14 protein-coding genes are annotated in these 16,021 nt (G+C 62.8%); 3 read left to right on the top strand and 11 right to left on the bottom strand.

The annotated features are described in order from the left end of the window. The first annotated feature begins 260 nt into the window (after positions 1 to 260). From QWI75_RS03430 to QWI75_RS03420, 3 genes are all read left to right on the top strand, one after another. The gene (locus tag QWI75_RS03430; RefSeq protein WP_289267286.1) at positions 261 to 500 is read left to right on the top strand and encodes a hypothetical protein; all 240 of its coding nucleotides are present in this window, start codon (positions 261 to 263) and stop codon (positions 498 to 500) included. Then, positions 497 to 931, top strand: a complete 435-nt coding sequence (locus tag QWI75_RS03425) for a TA system VapC family ribonuclease toxin (RefSeq protein WP_289267285.1) — start codon at positions 497 to 499, stop codon at positions 929 to 931. The genes QWI75_RS03430 and QWI75_RS03425 overlap by 4 nt, the downstream gene beginning before the upstream one ends. Positions 932 to 1,339: 408 nt before the next feature. Next, positions 1,340 to 1,684, top strand: coding sequence for a TonB-dependent receptor plug domain-containing protein (locus QWI75_RS03420; protein WP_289267284.1), 345 nt, complete (start codon positions 1,340 to 1,342; stop codon positions 1,682 to 1,684). Positions 1,685 to 1,743: 59 nt separating this feature from the next. On the opposite strand, the gene QWI75_RS03415 is transcribed toward QWI75_RS03420, so the two are convergent. The 11 genes from QWI75_RS03415 to QWI75_RS03365 all read right to left on the bottom strand — a co-directional run bounded on the left by QWI75_RS03415 (position 1,744) and on the right by QWI75_RS03365 (position 16,015). Next, on the bottom strand, positions 1,744 to 1,944 hold the full coding sequence (locus QWI75_RS03415; protein WP_289267283.1) for a hypothetical protein: 201 nt from the start codon (positions 1,942 to 1,944) through the stop codon (positions 1,744 to 1,746). After that, positions 1,941 to 3,107 (bottom strand): PepSY-associated TM helix domain-containing protein, encoded by a 1,167-nt coding sequence (locus QWI75_RS03410; protein WP_289267282.1) that lies wholly within the window; start codon positions 3,105 to 3,107, stop codon positions 1,941 to 1,943. The genes QWI75_RS03415 and QWI75_RS03410 overlap by 4 nt, the downstream gene beginning before the upstream one ends. Before the next feature lie 15 nt (positions 3,108 to 3,122). After that, positions 3,123 to 5,543, bottom strand: coding sequence for a TonB-dependent siderophore receptor (locus tag QWI75_RS03405; protein ID WP_289267281.1), 2,421 nt, complete (start codon positions 5,541 to 5,543; stop codon positions 3,123 to 3,125). Between the two features lie 143 nt (positions 5,544 to 5,686). Continuing rightward, entirely contained in the window at positions 5,687 to 6,694 is a 1,008-nt protein-coding gene (locus tag QWI75_RS03400; protein WP_289267280.1) for a FecR family protein, read from the bottom strand. A gap of 52 nt (positions 6,695 to 6,746) precedes the next feature. Continuing rightward, positions 6,747 to 7,259: an RNA polymerase sigma factor gene (locus QWI75_RS03395; RefSeq protein WP_289267279.1), complete on the bottom strand. Its 513-nt coding sequence runs from the start codon at positions 7,257 to 7,259 to the stop codon at positions 6,747 to 6,749. 286 nt (positions 7,260 to 7,545) lie between these two features. Beyond that, entirely contained in the window at positions 7,546 to 7,824 is a 279-nt protein-coding gene (locus QWI75_RS03390; protein ID WP_289267278.1) for a hypothetical protein, read from the bottom strand. A gap of 13 nt (positions 7,825 to 7,837) precedes the next feature. After that, a complete protein-coding gene (locus QWI75_RS03385) occupies positions 7,838 to 10,405 on the bottom strand; it encodes a TonB-dependent siderophore receptor (RefSeq protein ID WP_289267277.1) in 2,568 nt (855 codons plus the stop codon). A gap of 194 nt (positions 10,406 to 10,599) precedes the next feature. Continuing rightward, complete coding sequence (locus QWI75_RS03380) at positions 10,600 to 11,610, bottom strand: FecR family protein (protein WP_289267276.1); 1,011 nt, start codon at positions 11,608 to 11,610, stop codon at positions 10,600 to 10,602. Between the two features lie 121 nt (positions 11,611 to 11,731). After that, positions 11,732 to 12,241, bottom strand: a complete 510-nt coding sequence (locus QWI75_RS03375; protein WP_289267275.1) for an RNA polymerase sigma factor — start codon at positions 12,239 to 12,241, stop codon at positions 11,732 to 11,734. Between the two features lie 163 nt (positions 12,242 to 12,404). Beyond that, on the bottom strand, positions 12,405 to 14,915 hold the full coding sequence (locus QWI75_RS03370; protein WP_289267274.1) for a TonB-dependent siderophore receptor: 2,511 nt from the start codon (positions 14,913 to 14,915) through the stop codon (positions 12,405 to 12,407). A gap of 110 nt (positions 14,916 to 15,025) precedes the next feature. Then, complete coding sequence (locus tag QWI75_RS03365) at positions 15,026 to 16,015, bottom strand: FecR family protein (protein WP_289267273.1); 990 nt, start codon at positions 16,013 to 16,015, stop codon at positions 15,026 to 15,028. Positions 16,016 to 16,021: the final 6 nt, after the last annotated feature.

Genomic DNA, 16,021 nt, shown 5'->3' with positions numbered 1-16,021 from the left:
GGTCTCTCCACATTGGAGGGCCGGAGAGGGCGGTGGAGGACCCTCGATTCAGCGGTAGCCCTTCGACTGCATGCAGCCGGAGAGGTTGATGCCGCCCGCCATCGTGTCGTTCTGGTGTTCCACGCCGGCCAGCACCTCGGCCGTGCAGCGCTCCCAGTCGGCTCTGGGACTCAGTCTCGGACGTGGTCTCTTGTCAAAAGTCGGAGGTCACGGTTCCAGTATTTGACATGTGATGCGTGAGGAGATAGCATCAACGCATCATGGCGCGAACGACGCTCGACATTGACACCCCCATTCTCAAGGAGCTCAAGGCGCTTCAAAAAAGCGAGAAGCGTTCCTTGGGACAAGTCGTCTCCCATCTGCTTGCGGAGGCGTTGGCCCGCCGAACACGCAAGCACGGGAAGAGGGAGCTGAAATGGACGGCCAAGCCAATGCGAGCGCAGCTCGATCTCGATGACAAGGACCATCTGTACGCAATCCTTGATGACGAGAGGCCGTGAGCGACTCGATCGACGTCAACATTCTGCTGTACGCCTCCGATCAAACCAGTCCGCATCACGAGGCGGCGCGTGAATTTCTGACGCGTCGAACTGCGGACCCTGAACCATTCTGTCTCACCTGGCCCGTGCTGATGGCGTACCTTCGAATCGCAACCCACCCGCGTATCTTCCGTAACCCGTTGTCGCCCGATGAGGCATTGGGCAACATCGAAGCCCTTTTGGCGTACCCGCATGTGCGCGTCCTGGCAGAAGAGGATGGTTTTCTCCAGGTGTATCGGGAAGCGACCGGACACCTGAAGGCGCGAGGCAATCTCGTTCCGGACGCGCACGTGGCGACCCTCCTACGGCAGCACGATGTGCGACGGCTCTACACCATGGATGCCGATTTCAAGAAGTTTCCGTTTCTTGAGACGCGCGACCCGTTTGCATGATCCGTTGCGTTGACAGCGCTGCACAGGGCTGAGCCCGGCTCCACCGATTAATACAGCTCCTGCTCAAGCGAGCCGAGGAGAGTGAACGGGGCGCCGGTAGAGCCCTGGCATATCGCGACGCAAGACCTGACCCTGAAACTCCCCCCTGTTCGGTTGGAAGACGTATGGAACGGGAAAAACCCAACCTGTGGTGGGCAATATTTTTGCTCGGTGGGGCCGAATCAAGGAGCTACGAGACCAATAGAGGCACAACAAGCGAGGCGACCGGTCGCGACCGCGGATCCTCAATGTCTGAGGAAGGGTCGAGATCGGCGCGCCGTAAGGCTTCCGAGCATGATTGACTCACCGTCGGAGCGTCTGCCAGGATACCTGTATTCATCATCCCCCTGGCTTTTTCGAGGAGGGACCATGCCACATCCATCTCTGCCACTCGCTCTGTCACTCACGTCATCTGTCGTGATCCTGTCGCTGGGCCTAGCCGGCTGCACGGCCACGAATGAGCGACCCCCTCAGCAGACCTTGGCTGCTGAGGAGCGGCAGCCGGCCGCTTTTCCCGACCAGCGTTGTCAGGCGGCCAGTCGGGACAGGGGCTATGTCGAACCCTGTGTGTCGGTCAACTCGCGCGATCCAAATACCCCGGTCCGCGATATTCCGGGATCGTCCCAGGTCATCAACCGCCAGCTCATCGAGGATCAACGGGCCTTGACCGTCGGCGATGCGCTCCGCAACGTGAGCGGCGTCCAGGGCCGGTAGCCGCTCGACCGCCTGCTATCAGGTCGGCCGCCTCATCAAGCGGAGAACGCGATCGGGCTTCAGTGGAAACTCCGGCTCGTCCGGCATAGGCATGACAGACCGAACCACAGGCTGACGGCGATCGGCGTGCCAAGCGCGAGCCAAGACAACGCATCCCAGACCCCGTCTCCCAACAACGCGGAAATCAGCCCGACCGCGCTCACCGCGGCCAGAGCGACCGGCATGCCCCAGACTTGACCGGCTGGAAGAGGCCGACTCATCGGATCACCTGGCCTGGCGACGCCCCCATCATTACGGCACCGTTGGGATCGGTTTCAGCCAGGAGTTGCTCCACCGACATCCGCCGCTTCCGCCACCACAGATAGAGCCCGCTGAGCAGCACGACGATCGTGATGACGTCCAGCAGCGCCCACAGGATCTTGAGGGGCAGGCCGCCGTAGTCGCCGAAATGGAGCGGCTGCGACAGCAGCAAGGCTGTCAGATACCAGGGCAGATGCCTGCTATCGCTCACCTGCGCCGTTTCAGCGTCGATCAAGAGCGGCGTCAGCAACCGCGAGGTCAAGGGCGTCTGCCCACGCATGAACGCCATATAATGGTGCGGACCTCCGAACGGGGTGCCGGGAAAGGCGATGAAGCGGACGATCATCTCCGGAGCCGCTGCCTCCGCCGTCCGGACGATCTCATCCACCGGCCTCATCACCGCCGGAGGTGGCCGGTCTTCCCAGGGCGCGACCATCCCGGCGATGTCCGTCATCTGCCAATAGGCCAAGAGCGGGCGGTCCAAGGTATTCACCACGCCCGTGAAACCGACGACGAACGCCCAGACCACGGTCACGATTCCGAGCAGGTTGTGGATGTCCAGCCACCAGAGCCTGGGGCTTCTCTCCCGCCGCACCGTCCCAAACGGCAGCTTGCGCATGAACGGCCCATATACCACGACGCCGGACACGACGGAGGCAACGAACAAGAGGCCCATGGCTCCCAGGAACAAGGTTCCCGGCAGGCCGGCCAGCAGTTCGACGTGGAGCTTGAAGAGCAGATTGAGCAGGCCCTCGTTGACCGGGAGTGCGTGCAGAAACGCCCCCGTGCGGGCGTCGTACATGAAGAGCGCGCTGTTGTCCTGCGCCTCGGGCGTCTCGCCCAAGGAGACGAACCACGCGGGATCTTCGTCGTCCCGTATCAGCAATTTTATATGCTCCTGCGGCCGTCTGGCCCGGGCGTCCTGAATCAAGCCATCGAGGACGACGGGCGCCGTGGCCGTAACCTGTTCGGGCGGCTCGACGGCGTCGCCCAGCCAGACGGCCAGCTCGTCTCGAAAGACCAGCGGCAGCCCGGTGAGACAGAGCAGGACCAGAAAGGCGGTGCAGATCAGGCTCGTCCACTTGTGGACGAGGTGCCAAGTCTTGAAGGCCTTAACCGTCATGCCAGACCTTGGAGATCAATAGAACTCCAACTTAATGGAACCGAGAAAGGTGAGCGGCGCCCCCGGAAACGCGGCGGCGGCCCGGCTTTGTCCTCCGCTGTAGAAATACTCCTGGTTGAGCAGGTTCAGCACGTTCAACTGGGCGACCAGATTGGTTCGGGGAAAGATCTCGGGCTTGCGGTAGTAGAGGGCGGCGTCCGTCCGCACATAGCCGGGAAGCTCGAAGGTATTCCCCAGATCTCCGGCCCGTTCCCCCACCGCAAAGAGACCGATACCGGCCCCGAATCCTTTCAACGGACCGTCTTGAAGGTCGTAGGTGGTCCAGAAACTCCCGGTATGTCTCGCGATCAAGGGCAGCCGATTGCCGACCGGAACGGTCGTGTCCGCCGCGATGCGCGCGTCCGTGTAGGCATAGGTCACGATGACATTCCATTCCGGCGTCAGGTTCGCCGTCAGGTCGAACTCGACGCCGTGACTGCGTTGCGCGCCGGTCTGCACGAAAAAGAGCGGGTTGGTCGGGTCGGCCGCCAGGACGTCCTTTTTCAGAATCCGATAAAAGGCCAAGGTCGAGGTCAAGCGCCCGGGCACGATTTCGGCTTTAATCCCGGCTTCGTATTGCGTCGCCGTCGTCGGCTTGAATTGATTGCTCGCCGCGGTGAAGGGGCCGAAGTTCGGCACGAACGACCGAGTGACGTTGGCGTAGATCGCGATCGGCGCGAGCGGCTGATAGGTCAGGCCGATGCGGGGGCTGAACGCAAAATTTTCCGCCTTCGTGTCCGTTCCCACAACGTGGCTGTGCTGGTAAAAATAATCGCCCCGGGCGCCGATCAGGACATGGAGGTTGTCGAGCAAAGACAGTTGGTCCTGCACATAGCCGCCCAGCGCATTGGCGAAGCTGTGGCTGAAGGGCGTTCGCGGCAGGATCGGTCCCGGCGTCTGCCCGTAGACCGGATTGAAGAAGTTGAACGTGTCGAAGGGCACTGCGGCCTGCTCGTACGAAGCGTATTGCCGGCCCACCTCCACCCCGGTCAGGAGACGATGGGCGATCGAGCCGGTGGCGAACTTCCCGATGACATCGTTCCGCCAGTAGTAGCTGGAGACCGGCGCCAGTTGGTCGAAAAAGAATCGCGCGACGGCTTGATCGCCCGGCAACACGGCGAGGGGGACGGTGCGATAGGCCGTGGCGGTGCCCCGGTCGGCCCTGAAGCGACTCTCGATACGCCAGTCTGGATTGAAGCGGTGCTCCACGGTGAGGCTGGCTCGTCCTTCTTCGAAGGCCAGCGTATCGAACCGCTCGCCGAGAAACCGGCTGTCGGGCACCGGCGCGAGCCCGCGCCCGATCGCCGGAATCCCCGGGTCTGGCGTCCGGCGATCGCGGATATATTCGCCTTCGATCGTGATCGTCGTATGGTTGCCGGCGATCCAGGTCAACACGGGCGAGACGAAATACCGCTGGCCTCGGACGATATCCCGGAAACTTTCCGTGTTTTCATAGGCGCCGGTGATGCGAAAGCGCAGCGTTTTGCTTTCATTCATCGGGCCGGTGGCGTCGATCATCGTCCGATAGTAGTTGTAGCTGCCCATGATCTGATCGATGGAGGCATAGCGTTCCGCCTGTGGCTGCTTCGTCAGGATGTTGATGATGCCGCCCGGTTCGCTCCGGCCGTAGAGGACCGAGGCCGGCCCTTTGAGCACCTCGATCCGTTGCATGTTGGCGATGTCCCGATAGGCGAGCGCCTGGTTGGCGTCTTCGTTCCGGAGATAGTTCTTGAAATAGCCGCATCGGAATCCTCGGCAAAAGGCCACGTCGGCGGCGAGGCCGGTTTGCCCGACATCGCCGAGCGCCACGCCGCTGACGTTGCGCAGCGCCTGCTCGACGCGAATGCCCCGTTGGTCCTGGATAACTTTCTGCGTCACGACTTCCACCGACTGCGGCACCTGGATCAGCGGGGTGTCGGTCCGCGTGGCGGTGTTCGCCTCCTCGGCCACGTAGTCCTTGCCGTCATCCCGCTGATGCACGTCCTTGACCAGCACTTCCGGGAGTTTGACCGGTTTCTCTCCGCTGCTGCGGGGCATGCCGACCGGTGGCGGCGGCGTGGGTTCCGGCTGGATCGTGAAGGTGTTCGCCCCGGCCGGTTGGAGTTGGAGTCCGGTTCCCTTCAGCAATTGCGCGAGCGCCGCCTCGTTCGTGTAAGGCCCGGTAACTCCCATGCTCTGCCGGCCGGCCAGCAACTCGGGGTCGGCGTTCACCGATACGCCGGCCTGGGTGGCAAATTCGATCAGGGCTCTGTTCAAGGGTTGCGCGGCAATGTCGAATGTACGCTCTTGCGCCCGGACCGGGCCGGAAAACAACAACACGGCCGCCAGGATACCGGCGGCCCGCCGCGCCGCAGACATGGCCTCGATCGTGAATCGTCTCCACGGAACCTCCCGCATGACCACCCTCCGTGCTCGGTTTCTCCTGTCGCCGCTATCTGCTACGACACAGGAGGAGAGAAAACCCTCACGGGGATGGAAAAGAACAACACAGGGCCGACTCGGAAGCCGGAATCAGATCGCCGTCGACGGAGTAGGAGCCATTAGGGAAGTCCGGCTCGGATATGCCAGTCGGCCGGAGCAGGATGATCGACGCGGACCGGCAGGCTGGCCGGCAGAGCGGCGAGCGTGGCCTCGATATCGGTGAACTGCACGACCGCGGTCAGCCGAATGTCCGAGGCAGCGGGGTCGAGCCGGATGATCCCTTGATACTGGCGCTGCAACGCGGGCACGACCTCCCGGAGCGGAGCCCGGTCGAACACCAACACGTGACGTCTCCAGGTTCCGATCGTTTCCACAGCGACGTCGGCAACCGGCTCGATGCCGGTTGCCGTGACGTTGACACCTTGACCGGCCGAGAGCACGACGGTCATCACAGGTGGGAGAGGCCGTTCCACCCGTACCTGACCCCTCACGACCTTTATGGCGACCCGATCCGCCTCGCGAGTCACCTGAAACGAGGTCCCGACCACACGGACCGTGCCGAGACCGGCCTCCACCACAAACGGCCGGTCGGGATCGCCGGCGACATCGAACAGCGCCTCGCCTTCGTCCAAATGACTGATGCGGCGACCGCGGAAATATTCGACCCGCACCCTGGAGCGGCCGTTCAACTCAATGCGCGACCCGTCGATCAACTCCAACGTCCTGCGCTCCGCGATCTGCGTGGAGGCCGCGACCTCATAGGTCGGCCAGAGACGGGCGGCGGCGAAGAATCCGATCGTGGCCACGGCGGCCAACATCGCGGCCATGCCAGCGATCCACATCCAATTGCGCGCCCGCTTGAGCCCGGAAGCCCTGGCTTTCGCGGTTGGTCCGGCGCTCGGACCATACACCGAGGCCAGCGGCTCCAGTTCATCCCAGTCGGCCCGGCATTCCTCGAAGGCCCTGGCATGTTCGGGGCTCGCCGCAAGCCATTGCTCGAAGGCGCGCCGGTTCCGATTCAGGGGCACAGGACCGGCCTGTCGCAACGCCATCAGCCAGCGCACGGCCTCATCGTAGGCCTTGGCCGGGTCCGGCCCATCGGCGGGCTGGTTGGTGGTTCCGTTCATGAGGCGCCTGTCTAGTCCGTCTATTCCTTCGACACGATTCACCGCATTTCCCTCACTGTGCCCCATCCCGCGCCTCGCGGCAAGCACGCATGGCTCGAATGACGTGCTTCTCGACCATGCTGAGCGAGATGCCGAGTTGCGCGGCGATCTCCGTTTGGTTCATGTGATGAAACCGGTACAGGATGAAGACCTCCTTGCAGCGTGACGGAAGCGATTCGATCGCCTCCATCACCCGGCGCAGCCGGTCGGCGCCGGCCACCACCCGCTCCGGCGTCCGGTCATCGCGGAGCGATCGGTCGGCGGCCGGCCCGGAGTCCGGCTCGGAGGAGAGGGCATCGAGATCGCGCCGTCTGGTTCCATGGTTGATGGCCAGGTTGGAGGCAATACGAAACAGGTACCCGCGCGGGTCCCTGATCTCCGCGGCCGGTTGCCTCCCCATCAGTTTGAGAAAGGCTTCCTGCATCAGATCGGATACCGTGTGCGGGCAGGCGATCCGCCGCGAGAGAAACCGCCTGAGATCGTCGCCGGCGGAGAGAAAAAGCTGTTCGACATCGTGGGAGGTCATGAGGCTGATGGATCGGCCGCTATTCAGCGCGCGTGAGATCGACCGCGCATGGAATCCTCGACCATTCCGGTCCGGAACCGCCGCGCAAACGGCGCCACGCTATCACGAGGAGCAGGGCAGGAGAATGTTCATTCGCCGGTACTGTGAGGGACAGCGCGTGTGGGCCGCGTGTCAGCCGGATGACCTGTTTCGCAGGCTTGGCCGTGCCAGATCACGCCCGATGACGGCCGCGGGAAGGGCAATGCGCGAGTCAGGCAGACATGCCAACGTGGTCGAGCGAGGACGATCAGCGGGGCTCCGTAACCTTGGCGCCGGGATCGCGTGGTGCTTCGCCTTCGACGTAGGTATATCCTTTGGACTTCATGCACCCGCTGAGGTTCACCCCGCCGGCGAGCGTCTCCTTTTGATGCTCGACGCCCGAAAGCACCTCGGCCTTGCAGACTTCCCAATCCTGCGCGGCCTGCTCTTCCGTGTTCGTCGGATGCGCCCAGCGCCCTTCGCTGCACCCGGCCAGCGTCAACAACCAAACGAGGCCGGCGGCGGTACGTCCTCCCCTGTTCGTCACGAGCCGCCTCCTTTCAGAACCGTATCCCCACGGTGCCCAGCACGGTGAAGGGCTCGCCGAAGAAGAAAAACTGGGAACCGTTGTGCGAGGTGGCGATGTAGCGCTTGTCCAGAAGATTCCGAATATTCAGCGCGACATTCAAGGCCTTGGCCCTCAGCCAATTTCCCGGCTCCAAGGCGCGGTTGTAGTACACGGCCGCATCGGCTCTGATATAGCCGGGCATTGAGATTTGGTCTCCGAACAGGGAGGCGTTCCGGTCGCTGTAGGCAAAGATCCCGCCGCCAAGACCGAATCCTTTGAGCGGCCCTTCCTGAAAATGATAGGTCGACCAGAGGGTGGCCTTGTTGTAGGGCACGTTGGCCAGACGCTTGTTGAGCAACGCCGGATCGTTGTCCTTCGTCACCTCGGCATCGGTATAGGCATAGCTCGCGATCACGTTCCATCCAGGCGTCAGTTGCGCCGTCACGTCCAATTCCACGCCCTGACTCCGTTGTTCGCCCGTTTGCACCGAAAATCCCGCGAAGGCCAGCGCGGGGTCCGGATTGGGCGTGACCAGATTCTCCCGCGTCAGGTGAAACCAGGCGAGGGTGGCCGACAGGCGGTTCTCGAACATGAAGATCTTCGTTCCCACTTCATATTGGGTGGATCGTTCCGGCTTGAAGAGCTGGCCGTCCGGATTGAACCCAAAGGGCGAACTCGGCTGAAATCCCTTGGTCCAGGACGTATAGAGGGACACCGGTTCGACCGGCTGATAGACGAGGCCCAGTCGAGGGCTGACCGCATGGTTGTCCGACGTCTGTTCCGGCTCGCCCAGAGAGTGGGCGAATTGGTGAATGTAGTCGAAGCGCAAGCCGCCGAGGAATTTCAGGTTGGGCAGAATGGTCACCTGATCCTGCACAAAGAGGCCGGCGCTCTTGGTGTCGTTGTTGAAGTTCACGAGGTCGCCGGTAAAGGCCAGCGGGCTCAGTGAATAGTCCGGAGCAAACAGGTCCAGCGGCGGCGCCGCGGCGAAGGTATAGACGGACCGGTCGGTCTTCTCCTGCCGCAATTCGACACCGGTCAACAGGGTATGGTCCATGTCGAAAAACCGGAAATGCCCGACCACGTTCGTGATCATCGAATGCGCATGCCTGCGGGCAATCGCCGGCTGCAGCACCTGCAACCGCTGGAGCGTCCGTTGGTCTGGGTCCAGCGAATCGGGGAAGGCGTACAGGTTGTTCTTGTCGTCCTCCGCAATCGTATGCCGATAGGCATTGCGAAAGGACCAGTTGTTGCTGAACTGATGGGTGAGGTCATAGCCGACCCGGTAGGACGTGCGGTTGAACGAGCTGAAATCGCCCAGGGTCACGGTGCGGTTCCTCGGGAGCGGGCCGTTGATGTTCGGGAAAAGCGTCCCCTGAGCCGGAAGACCGTAGGGATCGTTGCTCCAGCGGCGCAGGTAATCGGCCTCCACGGTCAAGGTGGTGCGCGGGCCGATGAGCCAGGTGATGGTCGGCGCAAAGGCCACCAGATCGCGATTGGCATAGTCGATGAAGCTGTCCGCCTTTTGCCCCGCCACATTCAATCGATAGAGCACCGTCTTGTTCGCGTTGAGCGGGCCTGTGGCGTCAAGCTCGGACCGATAGAAGCGGAAATTCCCCAAAGTGACGTTCGCGGCATAGGCGGCATCCGGTAGGGCTCGGTTCGTGACGATATTGATGATGCCGCCGGGGTCTCCCTGCCCGTACAGGACCGCCGCCGGCCCTTTCAGCACTTCGATCCTTCGAATGTTGTAGGTGTCCGACGCCGTAAATTGCGCGAATGGATCGAACAAGCCGTTTCGGAAATAGGTCCGGGTCGTCGCGTCGAACCCTCGAATGATGATCGATTCATACAGCGACGCCGCGGACTCCGTCGCGTTGATGCCGGAGATATTCTGCAAGGCGTCCTGCAGACGAAACGTGCGCTGCTCTTCGATCACCTTCCGAGTGGTCACTTGGATCGACTGCGGCACGTCCCGGATCGGCGTATCGGTTCTCGTCGCCGTATTCGCCTCTTCGGCTACATACGATTTCGTGTCGTCGGCGCGCTGGCGCACGTCCTTGACCAAGACTTCGGGCAGCTTCACGGGTTTCTTTTTGGGTGCGCCGTTCATGCCGTTCGCCGAGTCCACCGGCGCCGTTTCGCTCGTCGTCGGAGGGATTGGAGGCGGGGCCGCGGCCGATGAGGCCGATTCGATCGTGACGGTTCTTGGATCGGTCATGCGAAACGCAAGTCCGGTTCCGGCCAGCAGTTCTTTCAGCGCGCGGTCCGGCGCATAGATGCCGGACAGGCCGGGGCTCTGGATGCCTTCCGCCACCTCCGCGCTATAGAAGAGCTGCCAGCCGCTCTGCTCCGCGAACGTCGTGAGCGCGCTCCGCAAGGGTTGCGGCGGGATGTCGAAATTGATCCGCTCCGCCTCCGCGAGGCGCGCCCCCTCGTCTTGACGATCGGCCGTTTCCGCATAGGCCGGCGCAAGTGGCCAAGCCAATGCGAACGTCCACAGCAGCGCTCCCGCTATCCGTCTGACCCGTTGTCTGTCCCTTCCCAACCTGCTATCCATTCGTCCTCCACCACGCGCTTCGCGCACACACTCCCGGAAATGGGCGAACCGCCGAGTCGCCCAACCTCGACATTGTTCCTTCCGTTCCCATCGATCTCAGAACCGATGACAGAGAATAGACGCTCTCGGGGAAGAAACCCGGACGGCTAGGCTTAGAAAAAATGCGTGGGGAGTCTCGGCGGAGGCTGCGACGTTTAGCGGAAGAAGATCAGGCGGTCGGTGAAGTGGGTGGCGGTGATCGGCAGGGTCCGTTCAATGGTGCTGACGGCGGCGTCCAATCGTTGGAGATCGAAGACGCCGCTGACTCGGTGCTCGGCAAGTTTCGGATTGAGCACCATGATGTGGCCGCGGCGATACCGGTTCATCTCGTCGACCACGAGGGTCAGCGGCGTCGCTTCGAAGATCAGCTTGCCCCGCTGCCAGGCCGTGGCCACGCGGAGATCGACCGGCTCGACCGGTCCCACGCCGGCAGGATCGTACCGTATCCGTTGGCCGGCCTGGACCAGAGTCGGAGATGCCGCAAGGCCGCCCTTGACACTGACCTCCACGACGCCTTCCGTGACGGTGACAAGTACGGCTTCCGCGGTCTTATGGACGATGAACTCCGTGCCGACGGCACGGACCTGTCCCTCGTTCGTCTGCACGAGGAACGGACGCCCGGCATCCTTTTCCACGCGAAATGCCGCTTCCCCGGCCAACAGGTCCACCAGACGCGCCTGCTCGGAGTAGTGGATGGAGACCGCGGCCTGCGTATTGAGGAGGATCTCGCTGCCGTCATCTAAGGGGAGCGTTCGCTGCTCGCCGACCCCTGTGCGGGCATCCGCCCACAGCAGCGGAAAGGTTCCGCTCGCCAGGGCCAGCGTCACCGCAAGGGCCGCCAGAGACGCGGCGATGGCGCCCCATCGAATCCATACAGGCTGCTTGATCCTGCGTGTACCGGCCGTCGCGGTGGCGGCGACCGGTGCACCCGTTCGCTCGCTCGCAGCCTCCGCAGCAGAGAGGCGTGCTTTCAAGGGCTGAATGCCCGCCCAGAGACGCTCCACCTTTCGAAACGCCTGATCGTGTTCGGGACTCCGGCGGCGCCAGACCGCCAGCGCGTCCCGATCGGCGTCGGTCGCGCCGCCTGACGTGAGGCGCACGATCCACGCCACGGCCTCTTCTTCAAGCTGTTCCCGTTCCTGTTCGAAGGGCTCCGCTGCCGACATGCTGCGCCATCTCCAGGCGATCCGGCCCTTGAGATAGGGCAAAGAACCGTCGCGAATCAAGAGGGGCCTATGGATAAGACGATGGGCGCGTCCAAAGCCGGACGGAACGGGAGCGAATTCTTCACCCGGCGGACTCGTTCAGACGCCGGCGGCAGTGATTCAGGGCGCGGGCGATGTTCTTCTCCACGGTGCTGAGGTGAATCCCGAGCCGATCCGCGATCTCGCGGTGGGGCAAGCCTTCGAAGCGATTGAGGACGAAGATCCGGCGGCACAGGGGCGACAGTTCCTCCAGGGCCTGAAAGGCGACGGCCAGTTCCTCTTTGGCGAGGGTCGCCGCTTCCGGTGTCGCGGCCCCATCCGGATATTCGATCAGCGCGCTCTCATCCTCCGGAGAGGAGCACCTCGTCCGCGCGCGGGCCCGATGGTGATCGATGGCCAGATTGTTCGCGATCTTGAACAGGTAGGTGCGAAGATTGTCGATCGCCTCCAGGTTGGGCACCTGCGCGAGACGCAAAAAGGTCTCTTGCGTGAGATCCGCAGCCGTGGCCTCGCAGGTGACCCGGCTCGCGAGGAATCGTTGCAGGTCCGGCGCGAGCCGGTCAAAGATCTGTGGAAGATCTGCGTGAGCCATGGCGCTTTCGGAATCTCTATCGCGTGAGCAGACCCATCATGCAGCATCACGGGCTCCGACAGTATAGTGATTTTGAGAAGTAATATCAACTATCAAACAAGCGGTCCCGGAAGGCGGCCCCGACGGACCGCGCGACCGCCATCCCTGGTCTCGGCTGCCCCCCTCAATAGAACTCGAACTTCAGCGATCCGATCACGGTGAGCGGCATGCCCGGGTAGACGATCTCCCGGAAATCCTGGGCGCCGGCGAAGTAGCGTTGGTCGAGGAGATTGTAGATATTCACCGACGCCAGCAGGTTCGTGCGATTGAAGATGTTCTGCTTCCGGTAGTACACCGCCGCATCCATCCGCACGAACCCCGCCAAGTTGAACGGCTCCTGCCCGAACGCGGTAGGTTGCACGAGTTTGATCCCGTTCCGTTGGCCTTGCGCGTACATGCCGATGCCGGCCCCGAGTCCCTTCAATCGGCCTTCTTGGAGAAAATACTGGGTCCAGATGCTGCCCTGGTGATAGGGCACGTTATCGAGCCGGCTGTTTTCGACGAAGGTGTTGTCCTTGGTAATGCGGGCGTCGATGTAGGCATAGTTGGCGATCACGTCCCATCCGGGCAGGATCCGGCCGGCCACGTCGAACTCCACGCCTCGGCTCCGCTGCTCGCCGGTGGCAATCGAAAAGCCGGTGAAGGCTCCGCCGGCACCGATCTCGCTCGTCAGGACATTGGTCTTGACGATATCGAACAGGGCGATGGTGGACCGGAGCCTGCCGTCGGAGGCTTGGAACTTGATGCCGCCTTCGTACTGACGCCCTCTGGTCGGATCGAACAGGGTCCCTTGCGAACTACGGGCGCCGGGTGATTGCGGCATGAACGAGCGTGTGTAGTTGGCGAAGAGCGCAACGGTCTTGAGCGGCTCATAGGTCAACCCGACCGACGGACTGAACGCCCGGTGGGTCTCTTCCACCTCCCGATCGGTGGGATCGAATGCATCAGGCCGGTTGGTCAGATGCTGTTTGAAGATATCGAAGCGGCCCCCGAAATTCAGGTGGAGATTGTCCAAGAGATCGATCTGGTCCCCCGCGTAGAGGCCGATGATGCCGTTGGTCTGGCTGCTGTCGTTGATCGTGCTCAGCGGATTATTAAAGAACGAATAGGTCGGGTTCAGAATATCGATTGTGTTCAATGCGGCGCAGGTTCCGAGAAAGGCGCAACTGCTGTCCGTGAGGACCGTCGATTTCTGAACCTCCCGGCCCAGCTCCACCCCCAACAACAGGCGGTGCCCGATCGGACCGGTGGAGAAATGGCCGTGCAGTTCGTTTTGCAGGTAATGGCTCTGGACGGTTTGCGGAATACGGAAAGCGGCCAGCTCCAGCGTGCGATTGTCCGCCAGCAGAAACCACGATTCGAGACTGTCGTACTTTTCCGATGCGACCGCCGAGCGAAAGCCGGTCCGCCAAGCCCAGGCCTCGTTGAACTGATGGCGGAAAATCAACGTCGCTTTCCCCTGGTTGATCTCACCCCGCCTAGTGGGATCGCCGAGAAAGCGGCCGATCGGAATATCGGCCGGCCCGCTCCCGACCGCCACGATCCCGCGATCGATCGGAGAGCGATCGTGCAGATACTCCGCTTCGAAGCGCAGGGTCGTGCGAGGCCCCAGTTCCCAGCCGATGGTCGGGGCCAGGAAGATCCGATCGATCCTTACCCCTTCCCGAAAACTCTGCGAGGATTCATAGACCCCGTTGAATCGGTAGGTGAGGGTTTTGCTGTCGTTCAGCGGACCGCCAAGATCGACGGAGGGACGATAGAGATTATAGCTGCCCACGGTCAGGTCCACGGCCGAGTACCGTTCCCGCAACGGGCTCTTGGTGATCTGATTGATGACTCCGCCGGGATCGGCGCGTCCGTAGAGATAGGAGGGCGGTCCCTTGATCACCTCGATGGACTCGAGATTGGCCGTGTCCCGCGAGGCGCGCGCGCCGAAGGTGCTGTCTTCCCGGAAGCCGTTCTTGAACACACTCTGATCGGACCGGAATCCCCGAATCATGAAATCGCCGGCCCGGCCTCCCTGGGAACTCGGCATCGAGGCGCCGCTGACGTTGCGCAAGGCGTCCTGCACCCGGAGCACTTTCTGGTCGTCGAGCACCTGCCTGGTGACCACTTCGATAGAACGAGGAGTCTCCTGGATGGGGATCGACAGGCGCATCGCCGTGGAAGAATCGTCGGCCGTATAGCCGCGCTCTTTCACGTCCTTCACCAGGATCTCCGGCAACTTGAGCGGTTTTCCGCTGTTCGGCGATGTGGCCGGTGCCGGATGGGCCGGAACCTCCTGACTCTGTGGTGCGGGCGCCCCGGGAGGAAGGGGAACAACCGGCGCACGTTCCAACGTAATCGTGTGGTGATCGGTGAACCGGTACTCGAGCCCGCTCTCCTTGAGCAGGTGCCCGAGGGCCTCTTCCGGTTCATAGCGGCCGCTGATTCCCCGCGTGCGCTGTCCCCGCGTCAGCTCCCCGCTGTACAACACCTGCAGATCGGTCTTGGCCGCAAACTCGGCCAGGGCGGAGGCCAATGATTGTTCGGGGATCTCGAAATCCACCGGTTCGGCGGCAACCAGCAGTGGGAACACGACCCCGGACAGCACACACACCATCACACCGCTGACAGCCAGCAACAACGTCTTCATACATCCCTCGTGAAGTGAGCCTGGTCCTGCCCGTAAGACGGATCAGGCCGCGCCCACCCCAAGCCGTGATGAATTTATTTTCGGATGACGGGATGATGGTTCGAGGAGGGCTACTGATAGAGGATGATGAGGAGCCCGGCAACCTTCAGCGATTTCATCTGAAACGTCGTCTCCAGCGCGTGCACGACCGCGTCGGGATCGCCGGTCTTGAAGACCCCGCTGACACGATGGCGCCGAAGGTCTGGACTCAGCACGAGGATGCGCCCCGGCCAGTATCGATCGACCTCCTCGACAACGTCGCCCAGCGGCTTGAGATCGAACACCAATTGCCCGCGGCGCCACCCGGTGACCTGCACCAGATCGGCGGGCACCACCTTGTCCATCCCTCCGGACCGGCTGTATCGGACCTGTTCACCGGCCCCCACCGATGCTCGAACGGAGGGAGGCGACGAAGCCGGCGGCGCCGATGGCGACACCTCGACCGTCCCCTCGATGACGGTCACGGTGGTGCCGTCGTGATCCTGGCGGACATTGAACTCGGTCCCGATTGCGCGCACCGTGCCTCCGCCGGCTTCAACAGCGAAGGGCCTGGCCGGCTCCGACGCGACGGAAAACCACGCTTCACCCCGTTTGAGTACCAGACGCCGCTTCTGATCGGTGAACTCGACCGAGACAACGCTGTCGGTGTTGAGATGGACCGTCGAACCGTCCGGCAAGATACGGCTGGCATATTCTCCCCGAGCGGTCCTGACGAGGCCCGGCGTCCACGGCTCTCCAAAATCCATGACCCACAGCCCGGCGAGCACCGCCAGCAGGACCGACGCGGCGATGAGCGCGGGCCGTTTCCATCTCAAAGAGACAGGTGGGACAGCCGCATCGGCCGGTTCGACTCCCCGCCGAACCTCCTCCCACACGTGGCGGCTGGGCGCATCCAGATCGCGCCAGAGCGAATCGATTCGCGCGTAGGCGGCGCGGTGGCGGTCGCTGCGGCGCGTCCACTCTTCGAATGACCGCCGTTCTTCGTCGGTGAGATCTTCGGCTTGCAGGCGCACCCGCCAACGGACAGCCTCATCGGACAGTCTGCGCTCGTCAGGACTCATGGCGTT

Source organism: Nitrospira tepida (genome assembly GCF_947241125.1).
GTDB classification, from domain to species: domain Bacteria; phylum Nitrospirota; class Nitrospiria; order Nitrospirales; family Nitrospiraceae; genus Nitrospira_G; species Nitrospira_G tepida.
The sequence above is the reverse complement of the archived record's forward strand: the minus strand, read 5'-3'. Positions and strand labels throughout refer to the sequence as shown.

Coding starts and splice junctions, on each gene's coding strand:
- QWI75_RS03430 (WP_289267286.1), top strand. CDS start 261: ATGGCGCGAACGACGCTCGACATTGACACCCCCATTCTCAAGGAGCTC.
- QWI75_RS03420 (WP_289267284.1), top strand. CDS start 1,340: ATGCCACATCCATCTCTGCCACTCGCTCTGTCACTCACGTCATCTGTC.
- QWI75_RS03415 (WP_289267283.1), bottom strand. CDS start 1,944: ATGAGTCGGCCTCTTCCAGCCGGTCAAGTCTGGGGCATGCCGGTCGCT.
- QWI75_RS03410 (WP_289267282.1), bottom strand. CDS start 3,107: ATGACGGTTAAGGCCTTCAAGACTTGGCACCTCGTCCACAAGTGGACG.
- QWI75_RS03405 (WP_289267281.1), bottom strand. CDS start 5,543: ATGCGGGAGGTTCCGTGGAGACGATTCACGATCGAGGCCATGTCTGCG.
- QWI75_RS03400 (WP_289267280.1), bottom strand. CDS start 6,694: ATGAACGGAACCACCAACCAGCCCGCCGATGGGCCGGACCCGGCCAAG.
- QWI75_RS03395 (WP_289267279.1), bottom strand. CDS start 7,259: ATGACCTCCCACGATGTCGAACAGCTTTTTCTCTCCGCCGGCGACGAT.
- QWI75_RS03385 (WP_289267277.1), bottom strand. CDS start 10,405: ATGGATAGCAGGTTGGGAAGGGACAGACAACGGGTCAGACGGATAGCG.
- QWI75_RS03380 (WP_289267276.1), bottom strand. CDS start 11,610: ATGTCGGCAGCGGAGCCCTTCGAACAGGAACGGGAACAGCTTGAAGAA.
- QWI75_RS03375 (WP_289267275.1), bottom strand. CDS start 12,241: ATGGCTCACGCAGATCTTCCACAGATCTTTGACCGGCTCGCGCCGGAC.
- QWI75_RS03370 (WP_289267274.1), bottom strand. CDS start 14,915: ATGAAGACGTTGTTGCTGGCTGTCAGCGGTGTGATGGTGTGTGTGCTG.
- QWI75_RS03365 (WP_289267273.1), bottom strand. CDS start 16,015: ATGAGTCCTGACGAGCGCAGACTGTCCGATGAGGCTGTCCGTTGGCGG.